The following is a 15,743-nucleotide window of genomic DNA, read 5'->3' as shown; positions in this document are numbered from 1 at the left end:
CTTATAGGTCTTCAGCGCGCGTGGCGATGATCTCTTTATACCAATGGAACGACTGTTTCTTCTTCCGTGCGAGACCATTGTTGTGGTCGACATAGATGAAGCCGTATTGTTTCTTATAACCGTTCAACCAGCTGAGTAGGTCGATTGCAGACCAAGCATAGTAACCGGCAACGTTGATGCCTTGTTGAACAGCATGTTTGACTGCACGAAGGTGTCCTTCGATGTACTCGATCCGTGGCGTGTCCATGATCTCACCGTCGACGATTGGGTCGACATCACCGAGACCGTTCTCTGTGATATAGATTTTGACGTCGCCGTAACGATCTTTCAGCATGTGCATCCCAGCGAGGAACGCTTCCGGTGAGATTTCCCAATCCCACTTCGTGTACACTTTGTCATCCATCTTGACCGTCTTGTAGACGCCATCGAATGATGGGTTACCCGGACGACCTGTCGAGTTCTCACGTCCACCGGCCATGACGAGCGCCGAGTCATTCTTCATGACGCGCTGCGGGCTGTAGTAGTTGAGACCGATAAAGTCGTTCATCGGAGCGGTACGTTTCAAGACGTCGAGTTCTTCCTCTGTCATTTCAGGAAGGAGACCTTGTTCATGTAAACCGTTCACGACGTACTCTGGATATTCACCTTTCAAGATCGGGTCATAGAACCAATGTGTCGCATAAGCGTTCGCATGCATTTCGGCAAACTTGTTCTCCTCTGCATCATCGATACTGAACGCCGGGTTGAACACGTGTGTGATCCCGATTTCGCCAGTGTGACCGTTTTGTTTGAAGAGCTCAACGGCACGGGCGTGAGCGACGAAGACGTTATGTGTCGTTTGGAAATAGCCTTTGACGTCGCCTTCGATACCTGGCGGGTGTGCGCCTGTTAAGTATCCAAGTGAGCAGAAGATGACCGCTTCGTTGAACGTGATCCAGTGGTTGACACGGTCACCGAACGATTGGAAGCAAGTATCTGCGAAACGGACGAATGCGTCAACTGTCTCTTTGTTCTTCCAGCCGCCTTTTTCTTCAAGTGCTTGTGGGAGGTCCCAATGGTAGAGCGTGACGAATGGGACGATGTCATGTTTCAAACATTCGTCGATCAAGTTGTTATAGAACTCGAGTCCTTTTTCGTTCACTTCACCCGTACCGTTCGGGAAGATACGCGGCCATGAGATGGAGAAACGATACGATTCGAGTCCCATCTCCGCCATGAGCGCGATGTCTTCTTTATAACGATGGTAATGGTCGACTGCGACGTCGCCGTTTGTGTTTTCAAATGTCTTACCAGGAATTTTCGAGAAGACGTCCCAGTTCGAGAGACCTTTCCCGTCCTCGTTCCATGCGCCTTCGACCTGGTAAGAGGCCGAAGCGGCGCCGAACAAGAAATCTTTAGGCATTTTCAAAGTCATCACCTCAGTTTATTTATTTACAAGTTTCAATGAGTGGTCTAATACTTTCGCACCGTTCATCATGCCGTAGTCGACTGTGTTGATGACGTCGATTGGAACACCTTTTGGTTCGCAGATTTGCTTCCCTTTTGAAAGGAGGTACTTCACTTGTGGTCCGAGAAGTGCAACGTCGATGTTGTCAACGTAAGTTTCCATCTCCGATTCTGGGTAAGCTGCGATTTCAGCTTCGATGCCACGTTCAGAGGCAACCGCTTTCATTTTTTCTACTAACATACTTGTTGACATACCTGCCGCACAGAAGAGTCCGATTTTAATCATTTTTGATCCATTCCTTTCAATTCGTTGATTTCGTTTTGCATATTCATCATATATCCAAGCATTTCTTTGACGAGAATCGTGTTCATCAAGTGATCTTGCGCATGCACCATGAGGACACCGACCGTTGCCGATTTACCTTGTGCTTCGAGCGTCACGAATTTCGTTTGAATCGCATGTGCTTCTTTTAATGTCGCGTCACCAGCAACGACTGCTGCTTCGGCTTCGTCTTTCTTTCCTTCTTGCATGAGGAGCATCGCTTGATGGTAGCTCGCTTTGGCGTCACCCGAGAGGGCGATGAGACCGAAAATATCTTCCGGTGAGATTTCGATTGTTTCAGAAACCATAATATCTCTCCTTTTTGTATGGATAACTAAAATTCATAGGTACAAATATTTTCTACACGTTGATAGTAGCACGAAAGCGTTTTCGTGTAAACCCTTTCTTTTCGAAAAAAATGCATAAAAAATGCGCACGAGAAAAGCATCTCTCGGGCGCGTTTAGGACTTGATGTTCGAGACTTTGAGCATTTTGACATGTTTAAAATGATGGATGGAACGAGAGACGTCGAAGATTTGTCCGTTCGTCAAATAGACGGTGTTGTCGACGATCAAGGCTGGATCATTCTCGTTCAGGTCGAGCAGGTCGGCGGACTCTGAATCTAAAAAGTCTGCGTAAATGACTCGGTCGGCGAATCCGATGGCAAGTTTTTGGTCGTTTCGTAAATACGTGTAGATCGACTTTTGAACGATGTTCTCATCCAAGTAGATGACGAGCTCTTTTCGGAAGTATGAATCCTCTACCGAGAACGGGTGGTCATCGACGAGACGTAGCCGCTTCACGAAGTAGACAGGTGTCCCGATCGGGCACTTCATACGTTCGGCGACCTCATCGTTCGCCACCGTCTGTTCGAAGTGTAAGACGCGTGTCTCGACTTTTCGACCGCTGAAGTCACTTGTGAGACCTTGGAGTTTTTCTAAATTGATGTAATCACTATTGTAATGGTCACGGACGAAGACGCCGCTCCCTTGAACTTGATAGACGTACCCTTTGTTGACGAGGATCTCGATCGCTTTTCGGACCGTGTTGCGGCTGACGCCATACTTGTTGGCATACTCATCCTCGGTCAATAATTTATTCGTATGTTGGTAGACGTGATTGACGATGTCCGCTTCAATCTGACTCGCAACTTGCTTGTACTTCGGAGACATACAGTTCTACACCTTTCAAAAAAATTTGTGGGAATGAATTTGGTAACAGTATAGCAGATAACCTTTGTAAGCGGATACGTTTCGTTCGTCAATTGTTGAAAAAAGTCGAACGATTCAATGCTAGAATATTCGGAAAATGTGAAACGATGAGGGCATAGAGTACGTATACAGGAGTAATGCATAGGAAGGAAAGGAAGTGCTCTAGTTGACTGAGGTACATTGGCATACGGAAGAAACAACATGGCGCAAGTCACACCTTCGGGTCGGCTATACATTATTGGTGTTTGTTGTGACGGCCATTATTTTATCTTTTTTCGGACGTTACGTCTGGTTGACGATTCCGTTCGTCTTGATTGGAATGGCCATGATTGGATTAGACGTGAAGAAGTATCGGATGCGTCGTACGCATATGAAAGATCGAGATGTCGTGAAGTTACTAAAATGGAACCTACTGTATGATTTGATCAGTTCGGGTGTTCTCGTCTCCTTGATTTCGGCTCTGCTAATCTTTCAATATGACAGTTTGACGTTAGCGATCGGATTGCTCGTATGGGGAGCAGTCAGCGATCAGATGTCACGGATGTTTCAAAAGAGGTTAAATGAACGTGTTCCGCTGTTACATCAGTTAGATTTGGAGCGACGAAATCAATGATTAGATGCATGACAAAAGAAAAAGCATGGAAGCGTTTATTCGACCAATGGATATTCGGCCTGTTTGGAACATTTGTAGTACTGATGTTACCGATCAGTTTATTAACAGATGACCTTACGTGGGGCGTGCTATATATCGCCTGTGCGCTCATTCCGCTGAACATCTTATATGTGAAGCGCTATCGAATGCGTCTGAGGTTTCAACCAGAACTGAAAGGATTGTATCGTCGTCAACTCGTTCGGGACGGGTTCAACAGTGCTGCCTTTTTCCTCGCGTTGAATCATCAACTATTGTTCACATCAAACGTGGCGTATGTGTGTGTCACGGTATTCATCGGTAGTGCAATGCTATTAACGTTGAACGTGAACAAACAAACGAAACAACAAGATATGGAGTATATACATTTCGATAAGGAGGCGATATAGGTGGCACAAGACGTAAAGTGGATGCGACGAATGCGACGTTATGCCGTACCCATCTTGATTCTTTATGTCACGGCCATTATTATCGCTCTCTTATTAGAGAAAATGTGGCTCATCCCCATCATGGCGTCGGTCTCTATGATCATCGTCGTGATGGGCTATCAAGAGATGCGTATCATGTGGCGAATGACAAAACATCCGAAAGCTCATCGAATGCTTATATTCCAATACGTATTCGAATGGGTGGATGCGATTTTGTTGACGGCGCTCATGGTGACGCTTCTGACAGCGGAAGATTTTGGTCTCGTGATCGGTCTCTTTTTTGGGATATGGGGAGTACTCAGTCCGATTCGGCAAAAGTGGTTCACGAAGCAACTTAAACAAATCGATCCGGAATTACCGACGTATGAGGAAGTGATTGAAGGGAGTGTACTAAATGGACCGTCAATTTGAACTCACGATAACGCATGCCAAACAATTCGAACGGTTCTTTGGCTGGCCGGTACTCGTCATATTCCTCATTTCGTTCATCACCATGTTACGGACACAGGCGACGTGGGTCATCCCGGTCATGTTGGTCGTATCCATTGGTATGGCTTATAAAGGATATATGGAATATCGAGTCATTCGCCCTTTTGCCGAACATCAAAACGTCGTTCGGGTGTTGCGATATCGACTCGTTGACTGTTGGATTAGTGCTGTTTCGTTATTTGTGCTCTTCATCCCGATGTATGTGAACGAAGATGCCTTCATCCTGACCGGTGGGATCGTCGCCCTTTGGGGGTTAGCGAAATCGTATCGAGAGAAGCAGTGGGAAGAGCGAATCCATGCACATCAGTCAGGATTACCAACGTATGAAGCGATACTAGAAAGCGAGGGAGCCATATGGAACCATCACCAAAAGTAAAAGCGCAAATCGACACGATTCTAAAAGTAGACCGCTTGACGAAATGGGGTGTCGGCATCATCGGAATCGGACTCGTCGTCAGTTTTTTGATTTATGCCTCGTATTGGACACTTTCGGACGGCGTTGTTACGGGAACGTTATATGCGGTGCTCGCTGCAGTCTTGACGGGTATTTTTATACAATATCGGATGTGGCTGCGCTTTGTGACGAATCAGACGGCACGAAACCTCTTATCGTTCAAAATGATGGCACATACGCTCGCTTTGACGGGTGTCGGGATTTATGGACTCTTTTACTTCACGAGTGAAACGACGGGCACACAATCGTTCCGTATGTTCCTCCTTTCGCAACTGACGTTTTTCGGGATTGAATACTTGGCGAAGCGGTTCGACCGCGTCATTCAGTCTTACGATGAAAACTATTTGACGGATCAAGATTTAAAAGAAATTCGTGAGGTCCGTGAATACGAGAAGGAGCAACGTCGTGAACAAGCGTGATCAGATGAGAGAGCTTGTCAGAGTGGAAACTGAAAAGAATGGAGTCTTCACTTTTCTGTCGTGGATGATCTGTATTGTGCTGTTTGTGGCGACTGAAAAAGGATGGGTGTCAGCAGGAACTGTTCTTTTGATTGGTCAATTTGCGGGTCTATTTGCGATTAAAAAATCTTGGAAGAAAGAAACGATTCAATTGAAGTATTTAACCAATCGAGACGCCAAACGTCACATACACTTGATGTCGATTTTTAATTTTTTGACGTTCCCGATTTTGCTCATCCTCATGTTCGGATGGGTAACGAAACAAATTGAGACACCTTACTTTATTGGGTTGATGGTGACTGGAGGTGTCATATCCGTCATCGGTCATAAATGGTACGAGCGATATATGGTTCGTCTCGATGAGAACTATGTCACGGAACGTGAATTAAGAGAAGAACAAAAATGGGGGAGCGCGTGAGCGTCTCTCCCATTTTATATGACCGTTCGAATAACAAAGTAGAGGCAGGTTAGGAAAGGAATTAGGAAAAGAAAACCTAGCCATTCACCTTGACCAAATAAGAGCCAAGCAAATAATTGAAACGAAAGTACACCGACTGTTGCAAATGTCGCAAATCGATAAGCTTTTGGGCGCGATGCAGGATCTTCCCACCATTCTTTAAAGAATGGAAGGCTAAAGAGAAGGGCGAGTCCTAGGAAAAAAGCTGCTGGAAAAACAAGTAGGTCACCAACATCACTTTGACCTCTTAATTGCAGCCATTTTGATGTGACAGATAATATGATTCCGATTACTAAAAATAGACTTGCCATCTCATTCCCCTCCATCTTTAACAAAAGTAGGCGAGAATTCTCCCTCCTCTAAGCGTCTCGGGGCGAAGCCCAGCGTAGGTGGGAGATGAATCGCCCGGTCCAAACGTCTTTTCCCCCTGTGACAGATGTGACGAACAAAAGTTCGTGATTCCGTCAGATTCTCCCTCCCCCTCCGCGGGTATCGGACGAGGAGGATACATCACGATCTTCGGAAGGGAGGAGGGACGGACATGCTGAAAGGCTATAAATACAGGCTCCACCCGACGCCGGCACAGGCCGAGTTCCTCATCAAGACGATCGGCTGCGCCCGGTTCATCTACAACAAGCTGCTCGAGGACCGGATCGCCATCCGCGAGGAGGCGAAAGCGGGGACCGGGACGAGACGGAAACCGGCGACACCCGCGTCCTACAAGCCCCTGTTCCCGTTCCTCGCCGAGGCGGACAGCCTCGCACTCGCGAACGCGAAGCTGAACCTCGACACCGCGTTCGCGAAGTTCTTCGCCGGGACGGGCGGCTTCCCGACCTTCAAATCGAGACGGCGGTCGCGCGCCTCCTACACGACGAACAACCAGCATGGCACGATCCGCATCGAGGCGGGCAAGGTCCGGCTGCCGAAGGTCGGGTTCGTGCGGTTCACACAACATCGTCCGTTCGAGGGCGTCATCCGGTCGGCGACGGTGTCGATGACCAAGACAGGCAAGTTCTTCGTCTCCATCCTCGTCGAACAGGACGATGCACCATGGATTCCAGCCAAGAATAAGGTCGGGATTGATCTTGGCCTGGAACACTTCGCCGTCATGACGAACGACGCGATGGTCTCCGAGAAGATTGACAACCCTCGCTTTCTCCGACAATCCGAAGCGAAGGTCAAGAAGGCGCAATGCGCGCTGTCACGCAAGAAAATCGGGAGCAAGAATCGTGAAAAAGCCAAATTACTTTTGGCTAAGAAACACGAAAAGATCGCCAACCAACGCAAGGACTTCCTTCACAAGCTGTCGAGACGGATCGTTGACGAGAACCAAGTCATCGTCGTGGAGACATTGAAGTCGAAGCATATGATGCAAAACCACAAGGTCGCCAAATCGATTGCAGATGTCAGTTGGTATGAGTTCGTCCGTCAACTCGAGTACAAATCAAACTTCTACGGACGGACGCTCATCAAGGCGGATCAATGGTTCGCATCGACGCAAATCTGTTCTTCTTGTGGCGAGAAAGGTCAGAAGAAGACGGTGGATGTCCGTGAATGGACGTGTGTTTGTGGCGCACATCATGACCGTGACATCAACGCGAGCATCAACCTGTTGATGTTGGCCGACTGACAACCATTCAGGGCAGGGACTGCCCGACGAGCTTGGTCCATAACCGTGGCTGGTGAGAGCACGGTCTTCCCAAGAAGCTCCCCCTTCAATTTGTGAAGCAAATAAGTGGCGAGTAGTTCACATATCGTTACTTGTATCATGCCCGTTCTCCCCCTACTCGAAAACCTGATGGATTGATGGCTTTTTAGTGAAAGTGGTGACTTTTACATGAACGGTAAAAAAGTATTTAGCGACTACTTTAACAATTTCTCTATCCAACACGCCTTGTACTCGATAGCATGAAAGCGTATCTGGAGAAACGGCTAGATATGAAGTGGAAGCGCCAGAACTCTGCGGAGTTGACGAGGACGAAGGTGATCGAGATTTCGGCGGATGCCTTCCAGTCGCGTGTCACGACTGAGAGAGTCTTGATAAAACGTTCGGGTGACCGGGCGGACAAAACGAGACTTGATGACATCACTCAAAAAAGCCCGTTTCCTTTTTCGAGAAATCGAAGCGAAGAGGAGAGTTTTGTATGTGTGGAATCGTAGGGATGATCGGACAAGTTGGAACGAAAGAGATTTTATTGAAAGGGCTTGAAAAGCTCGAGTATCGTGGCTATGATTCAGCAGGAATTGCCTTAGTGGGTGAAAACGTTCGTACGTTCAAAGAAGTGGGACGGATTCAAGCACTCCGTGACATCGTACCGGCTGATGCTGAAGGGACGATCGGAATCGGTCATACGCGTTGGGCGACACACGGGGTACCGAGCGTGCCGAACGCCCACCCGCACCAAAGCACGACTGGACGCTTCACGCTCGTCCATAACGGCGTAATCGAGAACGATGAACAATTGAAAGCCACGCTCGACGTCCCGTTCCTTTCAGAGACGGACACAGAAGTCATCGTCCAGCTCATGGAGAAGCACTTCGTCGAGCTCGGCGATGTCGAGGCGGCGTTCCGTAAGACGCTTTCGGACCTCCACGGTTCGTACGCGATCGCGATGATCGACTCAGAGGACAAAGAGCGCCTCTATATCGGCAAGAACAAGTCACCGCTCCTCGTCGGACTTGGCGACGGCACGTTCAACGTCGTCGCATCAGACGCGATGGCGATGCTCCAGGTGACAGACCAGTACCTCGAGCTCCACGATGGTGAGATCGTCATCCTCACACGTGAGTCGGCGACGATTAAGACGCTCGACGGCGAAGTACTCGAGCGTGCACCATACACGGCCGAGATCGATGCGTCAGACATCGAGAAGGGCACGTACGCGCACTACATGTTGAAAGAGATGGACGAACAGCCAGCCGTCATCCGTAACATCATCCAGCACTACCAGAATGAGAACGGCGACATCGAACTCACGGAAGGCGTGCGTGAGCTCGTGTCAGAAGCGGACCGGATCTATATCGTCGCATGTGGGACGAGCTATAACGCGGGACTCGTCGGAAAAGACATTTTGGAGCGCATCGCTGGCATTCCGACAGAAGTGCACGTTTCTTCTGAATTCGGCTACAACATGCCGCTCTTAAGTGAACGTCCGTTGTTCGTCTTCTTATCACAATCCGGTGAGACAGCGGACAGCCGTGCCGTCCTCGTCGAAGTGAAGAAACGCGGATACAAAGCGCTCACCATGACGAATGTACCGGGATCGACGCTCTCACGCGAAGCGAATGAGACGATGCTCCTCCATGCAGGACCAGAGATCGCGGTCGCCTCGACGAAAGCGTACACGGCGCAAATCGCCGTCCTCGCGATTCTCGCGTATGACATCGCTCGTGCGACAGGGAAAGAATTGCCGTTTGATCTCATGCCGGAGCTTGCCCGAGTTGCGACCATCATGGACTCGATCATGGCGCAAAAAGAGTTGTTCGAAGACCTTGCGGAACGTTATTTGAAAACGACACCGAACACGTTCTTCATCGGTCGTGGGCTTGACGCTTCTGTCTGTCTCGAAGGAGCGCTCAAAGTAAAAGAGATTTCGTATATCCAAGCGGAAGGGTACCCAGGTGGGGAACTGAAGCACGGATCGATCGCCTTGATTGAAGACGGGACACCGGTCATCGCGCTCATCTCACAACCGAAGACGAACTTGAATATTCGTGGGAACGTCAAAGAAGTCGTCGCCCGTGGTGCGAACGCCTGTATCATTTCGATGCAAGGAGTCGAACATGAGAATGATGACTTCATCTTGCCGCACGTCGAGCCACTCTTGGCACCGCTCATCAACGTCTTACCGGTTCAGTTGATGGCATATTATGCGGCGCTCGCCCGTGGCTGTGACGTCGACAAGCCACGGAACTTGGCGAAGTCGGTGACAGTTGAATAATAAACATTTAAAATAGAGACAGGTAAGGTATTTAAAGCCTTACCTGTCTCTATTTTAAATTTAAATCTGAAAGGTAAGTAAAATTAATTGAAAGAACAAGTTTTTACACCATTGAACGTTGTTGAGAAAATGTTGGAAATCGCTGACTATAATAAAAATCTGTTTGGAAAGAAAGTGTTAGAAGATTCTTTTGGGATTGGAAACATTTTGATCCCAGTAATAACGCGCTATATTGAAAATGGTATTGAAGAGGGAATATCACTTTCTGAAATTCAGTATGGACTAGAGAATGATATATACGGAGCAGAAATAGATACATTTCTGTATGAAAAATGTATAGAGAGATTGAATCATTTAACTAAGAAATATGGCATTGAAAACGTAAATTGGCAACTTGAAAATAAGGATTCTTTGACTATTGATTGGGAAGTGAAGTTTGATTTTATATTTGGCAATCCTCCTTACATTAAATATCATGAACTACCTATTGACAAAAGAATATGGTTAAGAAAAAATTATGAGTCTTGTAAACTAGGTAATTTTGATTATTACTATGCTTTTACAGAAAATGCTGTGAATTCTCTGAGTGATAAAGGTAATCTTGTATATTTAATTCCCAATAATGTTTTTAAAAACGTTTATGGATTTAAATTGAGAGAAATTTTGAACAAGGACATAGATAAAGTATATTTTTATAATAATGAATTGATTTTTGAAAATGCGTTAGTTACGTCATGCATTATAAATGTGGTTAAAAATAAATGTTCTCCTGCATTAGAATATCAAATTCATAATGAAGGTTTAAAAAAATGTATAAATAAAAATCAATTAGGACTCGATAAATGGGTATTTGACGAGAATTTCATTAGAGACGAAAAAATGAAGATATTTAGTGATTTATTTTTGGCTTCAATGCCTGTAGCGACCCTTTACAATAAAGCGTTTATTCTTAGAAATGTTGAATTTGAACAAAACAAAATCTTTTATCAAGGAATGGAATTAGAAAAAGAAATTGTACGAAAAGCCGCAAGCCCTAAATCAATTTCACTAAATAGAGAAGAATACATTATTTTCCCCTACAAAATTGAAAACAAATGCTTGTTTAGATACGGTGAAGTTGAGTTTCAAGATAAATTCCCTAATGTTTCAAAACATTTAAAAAAATTTTTAAAAGATTTAGAAAACAGAAGGGTTAGTAGTGGAGTTAATTGGTTTGAGTACGGTAGAACTCAAGCGATAAAAAATCAAAATAAATCAAAATTATTAATTTCCACTATAGTTACCAATAAAGTGAACGTCTACTATTTGGATAACGAGACAATTGCTTATTCGGGAATTTATATTACTGCAATCGGTGAGACCGATTTAAAATTTGCAGAGGAAGTTCTTACTAGCTCATATTTTATGGATTATATAAAACAAGTAGGGACGAGAACTACGCCAAATTCTATACGAATTACTGCAAAAGACATTAATAATTTTCCTTTGCATGAGTTTATTTGAATTTTCAATACGATATGGAGGGATATCTTTGTTAGATGCTGAAGTAAAAGCCAAATCTAAAGAAATTTATACTGATTCTTACACGATGTCAATTGGTGAATTAGCAAATATGTATGTTGAGGGAGAATTAGAACTCCAACCTGAATATCAAAGATTCTTCCGATGGAGCAATACTCAGAAAACAGCGTTTATCGAGTCAATTCTGTTAGGTATACCGATCCCACCAATATTTATTTTTCAAAAAGAAGATGGTATCTGGACTGTTATAGATGGGTTACAAAGACTATCAACAATTTTTCAATTTATGGGCATTCTAGAAGTGAAGGATGATGAGGAATATAAGGTGGAGGACTTGGAGTTACAAGAAACGAGATTCTTACCATCACTAAAAGGTAAAAAGTGGGAAAGAGGAGACCTTGACCTCGAATCAGACAAGATATCTACTAATTTGAAATTGTTTTTCAAACGCTCGAGAATGGATGTCAAAATTATTCAATACACTAGTGATGTTGATGCGCAGTATGAGCTGTTTCAGAGGTTGAACACAGGTGGAGCGACGTTATCGCATCAAGAAATCAGAAATAGCCTAATGGTTATGGAAAACAAAGAGTTTTTTACTTGGTTTGAAAGCTTACGTAAAAATGCTCATTTCCAAAATTGTCTTCCTTTGAGTCAAAAGCAAATGAGTGAGAAAGAGGATATGGAGTATCTTCTAAGATTTTTGATATATCGTTTCTTAGATCCGCAAGAAATAAGAGGGAATGAGGATGTCGGTCCATTTTTGACTGAAAAAATGCATCAAATTTTAAAGAGTGATTTAAATTTAGAGAGAGAGACTGTTATATTTGACCAAGTGTTTAAATTATTGGACGAAGTATTAGGTGAAAATAGTTTTAAAAAATATGATTTATCTAAAGAAAATTTTGTAAGAGCTGTATCATTGGCTCATTTTGAAATGATAGTACCTGGTTTAGCACAAAGCGTAATAAATTCGCCTTTAGATGAAGATAATAGCGATGATAGGAGAGAGTGGCTATTAAATAAAATTAAAAATTTATCTAGGGACGATCAATTCCTAATTAAAAAAGACCAACATAGACCTGTGCTCAGAACTAAAGAACTTATTTCTTATAGTAGGGAATATTTTAATGGACAATGAACAACTACAAAAAGTATTAGATAGAAATGCGAGTCATCGAAAAAAAGAGATAAGCAACTTAAGTATTCAAATTCAAAGTTCGGAAGGAGATATTCAAAATGCGTTGCTAAGAGCAGCTATAGTAATACTGTATGCGCATTTTGAAGGTTTTTCAAAAGAAGCTATAAAGTCATTTATAAAGTATTTGAATAGCAAAAAAGTTCCTGTAAACTTAATGAAGCAACATCTTAAAACACTCTACTATACAAAGAGAATTATTGACATCCAAAATGCAAACAGAAAGAAAGTATTTAATAGCTTGATTAAAGATGTTTTGCTTAATGATAGCGAAATTTTTCAAGTAAACGAAGATGCTAAAAACATAGTTGTCACAGAAGGAAATTTAAAGTTTGAAGTTCTAGAAGATTTATTATTTTTATTGGGTTTAGAAGCTGAAGAGTTTTATTTCATTTCAGATGAGGATCAAAATGGGATTCATACGAAAAGAGAATTCATTGATCGAGAAGTACTCGGATTAAGAAATGCGATAGCACATGGAGAAAATAGAAAGGTTACTATTAGGGAGTTTGAGGAAATAAAGCAATTTGTGGTTGAATTTATTGACTCTTTAAAAGAGCATATATTAACCGCAAGCTATAGAGAGAATTATATAAACATAGAGGAAGAAGTATAAAGGATGTAAGTAATTGTAAAAAAATTAAAATCAAATTTACTAGCACCTCTTGAATTAAGTAAAGAGGTGCTTTTTACTGCTTGCCGATATCTTTGCCAACAAGCAAAATAGTAGGAGAAGTAAGCGGTCCCAACTTATGATTAGATAAAGATAAGCGATGAAAGAAGGGCTGACATGAACGTATACATTGCTTGCCATAGCGGGTTTGTGACAAGTGCGATGGCGGCGAAGTTGTTCGCACAGGCAAGCGAGGGGCGCTTGTCTTGTAAGATCACGCACGGAACGATTCAAAACATCCCGAATGAGGTGGATTTGATTCTCTATCAGGAAGGGGCGACCCCGATCACCCATCCAACCGCACGTGTCCGGTCAGTCCGACAACTCCTGTCGCTCGAGGAATACCGACTACTTGTCGAAGAATGGATGGATGAGCATGAGACATGAGTGGACCGCGCGAGAGCGGTCGATTTTACTACACTTATTGGCAACTGAGACATCGACACCGCTCGCCGAAATCGCGCAGGCGGTGAATTTGTCTGAGCGCACGATTCAACGAGAACGACAATTACTTGAAGGCATCTTAAAAGAGTTCGAACTTGAACTCGCTTGGCAACGCGGTCATGGACTGAGCCTGGTTGGCAAACCAGCTGCGAAACAACAGTTACGAGAAGATCTCATCTTATCTGCAGAAGCGATCCCCACGAGCGAGGACCGCTTATTTGAACTGGCGTGGCGTCTCTTGTTTGAGAACGATACACTCAAATTGCAGGCGGTCGCTAAACAGATGCACGTTTCGCCGAGCACGTTGACGCAAGACTTAGAGAAATTGGACAGATGGTTCGAAGAGTATCATTTAGAAGTTGAACGGAAAAAAGGTGTTGGGGCTAGAGTGCTCGGTTATGAGTCCGAGAAGCGTAAGCTACTCATCAACGCTCTGCTTGCCCACTGGGACACGCTCGCATTTTATCGCTTCGTCCGTGGAGAAGACGACTACATTCCTGCTTTTTTGAAGACGGTACCATGCGAGGAGATGCTTGAAGGTCTTCGAGACGGTTATGATTATTTGAAATCCCGTTCGTTTGAGCGGATGGACGACCGCACCATCATGCGAGTCACGTTCGCTTACGGCGTGCAACAAGAGCGGTTAGCGTCTGGATTCTTTTTAGAGATGTATACGAAAGGACGGTCCGAGGACTATCTGAAAGTCGCCACCGATATGGAAGCGGCTCTCGGTATCACTTACTCGATGGCGGAACGCGTCTGGTTCGCGGAAGAGGCGAATCGTCTGCGCTCAATTAAAGATCAAATGAAAGAAGACGAGGAAGAACGCTGGATCATGCAGATTCGGGTGCATAAACTGATTCATCACGTCTCGCTCATCTACGGGTTCACCTTTACGGATGACGCGGCTCTCGAACGAGGACTGCTTGCTCACATCCTCTCGAGTATGAATACGCAGGCGCTACCAGAGACGAGTACGGTCAAGCCCCACATCGACCGCGACTATCCGGGACTTCGTTCGGCGATTCAACAGGCCGCCGACATCGTCTTTGGGACGAATACGTTCTCCGAAGAAGAAACGGTTTTTTGGGCGATGCACTTTGCGGCAGCACTCGTCAAACCGGTGCGCCGCCGCGAATATCGGGCGCTCGTCATCTGTTCGGCCGGACTCGGTTCGTCGAAGATGCTCGTCAATCGGGTACGCCAAGAGTTCCCAGAGATGCAAGACGTCGTCAACTCATCACTTTTCGGACTCGAACAGCACCGATTGGAAGAATATGATGTCATCTTGTCGACGGTACCGTTACCACCGCTATCGGTACCAACGTTAATCGTCAACCCGCTTTTGACGAGTGAAGAAGTGCAACGCGTCCGCCATCTCTTACTGTCATTACCGCAATCCTTTCAGACACTCGCAACGAAGCCGCGGTCAACGATGCTTGATTTCGCAGAACTCGGGGAATTGGTCGAGACGTTCGAGCGGATGGATGACCAGTTCGATTTGGTCACGCTCAATAATACGGACCGTTTAGAAGATATCTTGCTTGATATCGGTACACATTTAGAAGAACGTGACCTCGTACAAAGCGGGATTCAGCTCTCTGCCCAACTGCTTCGTCGTCACGAGGTCGCGGGCCTTGGTGTGCCGGGTACGAAACTGGCGTTATTCCACGGACGACATGCCTCGATTGAGAAGGCGAGTGTGTTTGCGTTTGATTTAACGACATCGATCCCACTCCTCATGATGGATCAGTCGACCGAACCCGTGACACGTCTCCTTGTCTTGCTTGCACCGGAAGAAGCACGTGACGTCGAGCTTCAGTTCCTAAGTGCGATCAGCGGGTCGCTCATTGAGAGTGAGGAGCATATGCGTCTTTATAGCACGGGAACGAAAGAAGATCTTCGTTTACTCCTGCACGAATGCATGAAGAAAATGATTCATGAAACATTGTACGAAAAATGACCGAACCATGGTCATTTTTTTGTTTGGCACAAAATGTTGCCAAAGTGTGAACTGGATTGAATTGAGTAAGCGCTTACTCCAGGCATACA

General features: G+C 45.1%; 18 protein-coding genes. 13 read left to right on the top strand and 5 right to left on the bottom strand.

Annotated features, from left to right (window positions below):
- Nucleotide 1 precedes the first annotated feature (1 nt).
- The 4 genes from KNO79_RS13625 to KNO79_RS13610 form a co-directional block, all read right to left on the bottom strand.
- A complete protein-coding gene (locus tag KNO79_RS13625) occupies nt 2-1,408 on the bottom strand; it encodes a GH1 family beta-glucosidase (RefSeq protein ID WP_031424618.1) in 1,407 nt (468 codons plus the stop codon).
- A 15-nt stretch (nt 1,409-1,423) separates the two neighbouring features.
- Entirely contained in the window at nt 1,424-1,732 is a 309-nt protein-coding gene (locus KNO79_RS13620) for a PTS sugar transporter subunit IIB (RefSeq protein ID WP_015880671.1), read from the bottom strand.
- The gene (locus KNO79_RS13615; RefSeq protein ID WP_031424619.1) at nt 1,729-2,076 is read right to left on the bottom strand and encodes a PTS lactose/cellobiose transporter subunit IIA; all 348 of its coding nucleotides are present in this window, start codon (nt 2,074-2,076) and stop codon (nt 1,729-1,731) included. The genes KNO79_RS13620 and KNO79_RS13615 overlap by 4 nt, the downstream gene beginning before the upstream one ends.
- 153 nt (nt 2,077-2,229) lie before the next feature.
- Complete coding sequence (locus KNO79_RS13610; protein WP_074034729.1) at nt 2,230-2,940, bottom strand: GntR family transcriptional regulator; 711 nt, start codon at nt 2,938-2,940, stop codon at nt 2,230-2,232.
- Nucleotides 2,941-3,145: 205 nt separating this feature from the next.
- Here KNO79_RS13610 and KNO79_RS13605 point away from each other — a divergent pair, with 205 nt between their 5' ends.
- The 6 genes from KNO79_RS13605 to KNO79_RS13580 are packed head-to-tail and all read left to right on the top strand — an operon-like array spanning nt 3,146 to nt 5,875.
- Complete coding sequence (locus tag KNO79_RS13605) at nt 3,146-3,592, top strand: hypothetical protein (RefSeq protein WP_214691522.1); 447 nt, start codon at nt 3,146-3,148, stop codon at nt 3,590-3,592.
- Nucleotides 3,589-4,017 (top strand): hypothetical protein, encoded by a 429-nt coding sequence (locus KNO79_RS13600; protein WP_214691521.1) that lies wholly within the window; start codon nt 3,589-3,591, stop codon nt 4,015-4,017. The genes KNO79_RS13605 and KNO79_RS13600 overlap by 4 nt, the downstream gene beginning before the upstream one ends.
- Complete coding sequence (locus KNO79_RS13595) at nt 4,018-4,467, top strand: hypothetical protein (protein ID WP_214691520.1); 450 nt, start codon at nt 4,018-4,020, stop codon at nt 4,465-4,467. It begins immediately after the preceding gene.
- Nucleotides 4,451-4,921 carry a hypothetical protein gene (locus KNO79_RS13590; protein ID WP_214691519.1) on the top strand — a complete coding sequence of 157 codons (471 nt, stop codon included), beginning with the start codon at nt 4,451-4,453 and terminating at the stop codon, nt 4,919-4,921. The genes KNO79_RS13595 and KNO79_RS13590 overlap by 17 nt, the downstream gene beginning before the upstream one ends.
- Nucleotides 4,900-5,418, top strand: coding sequence for a hypothetical protein (locus KNO79_RS13585; RefSeq protein WP_214691518.1), 519 nt, complete (start codon nt 4,900-4,902; stop codon nt 5,416-5,418). Before KNO79_RS13590 ends, KNO79_RS13585 begins: the two co-directional genes overlap by 22 nt.
- Nucleotides 5,405-5,875: a hypothetical protein gene (locus KNO79_RS13580; RefSeq protein ID WP_214691517.1), complete on the top strand. Its 471-nt coding sequence runs from the start codon at nt 5,405-5,407 to the stop codon at nt 5,873-5,875. The genes KNO79_RS13585 and KNO79_RS13580 overlap by 14 nt, the downstream gene beginning before the upstream one ends.
- A gap of 14 nt (nt 5,876-5,889) precedes the next feature.
- Here the strand turns inward: KNO79_RS13580 and KNO79_RS13575 are convergent, their stop codons facing one another.
- On the bottom strand, nt 5,890-6,225 hold the full coding sequence (locus tag KNO79_RS13575; RefSeq protein ID WP_031424632.1) for a hypothetical protein: 336 nt from the start codon (nt 6,223-6,225) through the stop codon (nt 5,890-5,892).
- A 230-nt stretch (nt 6,226-6,455) separates the two neighbouring features.
- On the opposite strand from KNO79_RS13575, the gene tnpB reads away from it, so the two are divergent.
- The 7 genes from tnpB (at nt 6,456) to KNO79_RS13540 (ending at nt 15,654) form a co-directional block, all read left to right on the top strand.
- Nucleotides 6,456-7,544 carry an IS200/IS605 family element RNA-guided endonuclease TnpB gene (tnpB, locus tag KNO79_RS13570; protein WP_214691516.1) on the top strand — a complete coding sequence of 363 codons (1,089 nt, stop codon included), beginning with the start codon at nt 6,456-6,458 and terminating at the stop codon, nt 7,542-7,544.
- Between the two features lie 514 nt (nt 7,545-8,058).
- Nucleotides 8,059-9,855, top strand: coding sequence for a glutamine--fructose-6-phosphate transaminase (isomerizing) (glmS, locus tag KNO79_RS13565; RefSeq protein WP_074034713.1), 1,797 nt, complete (start codon nt 8,059-8,061; stop codon nt 9,853-9,855).
- An 87-nt stretch (nt 9,856-9,942) separates the two neighbouring features.
- Nucleotides 9,943-11,358, top strand: coding sequence for an Eco57I restriction-modification methylase domain-containing protein (locus KNO79_RS13560; protein ID WP_214691515.1), 1,416 nt, complete (start codon nt 9,943-9,945; stop codon nt 11,356-11,358).
- A 28-nt stretch (nt 11,359-11,386) separates the two neighbouring features.
- Nucleotides 11,387-12,517: a DUF262 domain-containing protein gene (locus KNO79_RS13555; protein ID WP_214691514.1), complete on the top strand. Its 1,131-nt coding sequence runs from the start codon at nt 11,387-11,389 to the stop codon at nt 12,515-12,517.
- Nucleotides 12,507-13,190, top strand: coding sequence for an MAE_28990/MAE_18760 family HEPN-like nuclease (locus KNO79_RS13550; RefSeq protein WP_214691513.1), 684 nt, complete (start codon nt 12,507-12,509; stop codon nt 13,188-13,190). Before KNO79_RS13555 ends, KNO79_RS13550 begins: the two co-directional genes overlap by 11 nt.
- Before the next feature lie 174 nt (nt 13,191-13,364).
- Complete coding sequence (locus tag KNO79_RS13545) at nt 13,365-13,634, top strand: PTS sugar transporter subunit IIB (RefSeq protein ID WP_214691512.1); 270 nt, start codon at nt 13,365-13,367, stop codon at nt 13,632-13,634.
- Nucleotides 13,624-15,654, top strand: a complete 2,031-nt coding sequence (locus tag KNO79_RS13540) for a BglG family transcription antiterminator (protein WP_159563467.1) — start codon at nt 13,624-13,626, stop codon at nt 15,652-15,654. Before KNO79_RS13545 ends, KNO79_RS13540 begins: the two co-directional genes overlap by 11 nt.
- Nucleotides 15,655-15,743: the final 89 nt, after the last annotated feature.

This window comes from Exiguobacterium sp. s43 (assembly GCF_018617255.1).
Taxonomy (GTDB): domain Bacteria; phylum Bacillota; class Bacilli; order Exiguobacteriales; family Exiguobacteriaceae; genus Exiguobacterium; species Exiguobacterium profundum.
The sequence above is the reverse complement of the archived record's forward strand: the minus strand, read 5'-3'. Positions and strand labels throughout refer to the sequence as shown.

Bases quoted from the DNA above. Each gene is read 5' to 3' on its own strand.
- KNO79_RS13620 (WP_015880671.1), bottom strand. From the start codon at position 1,732: ATGATTAAAATCGGACTCTTCTGTGCGGCAGGTATGTCAACAAGTATG.
- KNO79_RS13615 (WP_031424619.1), bottom strand. From the start codon at position 2,076: ATGGTTTCTGAAACAATCGAAATCTCACCGGAAGATATTTTCGGTCTC.
- KNO79_RS13610 (WP_074034729.1), bottom strand. From the start codon at position 2,940: ATGTCTCCGAAGTACAAGCAAGTTGCGAGTCAGATTGAAGCGGACATC.
- KNO79_RS13600 (WP_214691521.1), top strand. From the start codon at position 3,589: ATGATTAGATGCATGACAAAAGAAAAAGCATGGAAGCGTTTATTCGAC.
- KNO79_RS13590 (WP_214691519.1), top strand. From the start codon at position 4,451: ATGGACCGTCAATTTGAACTCACGATAACGCATGCCAAACAATTCGAA.
- KNO79_RS13585 (WP_214691518.1), top strand. From the start codon at position 4,900: ATGGAACCATCACCAAAAGTAAAAGCGCAAATCGACACGATTCTAAAA.
- KNO79_RS13575 (WP_031424632.1), bottom strand. From the start codon at position 6,225: ATGGCAAGTCTATTTTTAGTAATCGGAATCATATTATCTGTCACATCA.
- tnpB (WP_214691516.1), top strand. From the start codon at position 6,456: ATGCTGAAAGGCTATAAATACAGGCTCCACCCGACGCCGGCACAGGCC.
- glmS (WP_074034713.1), top strand. From the start codon at position 8,059: ATGTGTGGAATCGTAGGGATGATCGGACAAGTTGGAACGAAAGAGATT.
- KNO79_RS13550 (WP_214691513.1), top strand. From the start codon at position 12,507: ATGGACAATGAACAACTACAAAAAGTATTAGATAGAAATGCGAGTCAT.
- KNO79_RS13545 (WP_214691512.1), top strand. From the start codon at position 13,365: ATGAACGTATACATTGCTTGCCATAGCGGGTTTGTGACAAGTGCGATG.
- KNO79_RS13540 (WP_159563467.1), top strand. From the start codon at position 13,624: ATGAGACATGAGTGGACCGCGCGAGAGCGGTCGATTTTACTACACTTA.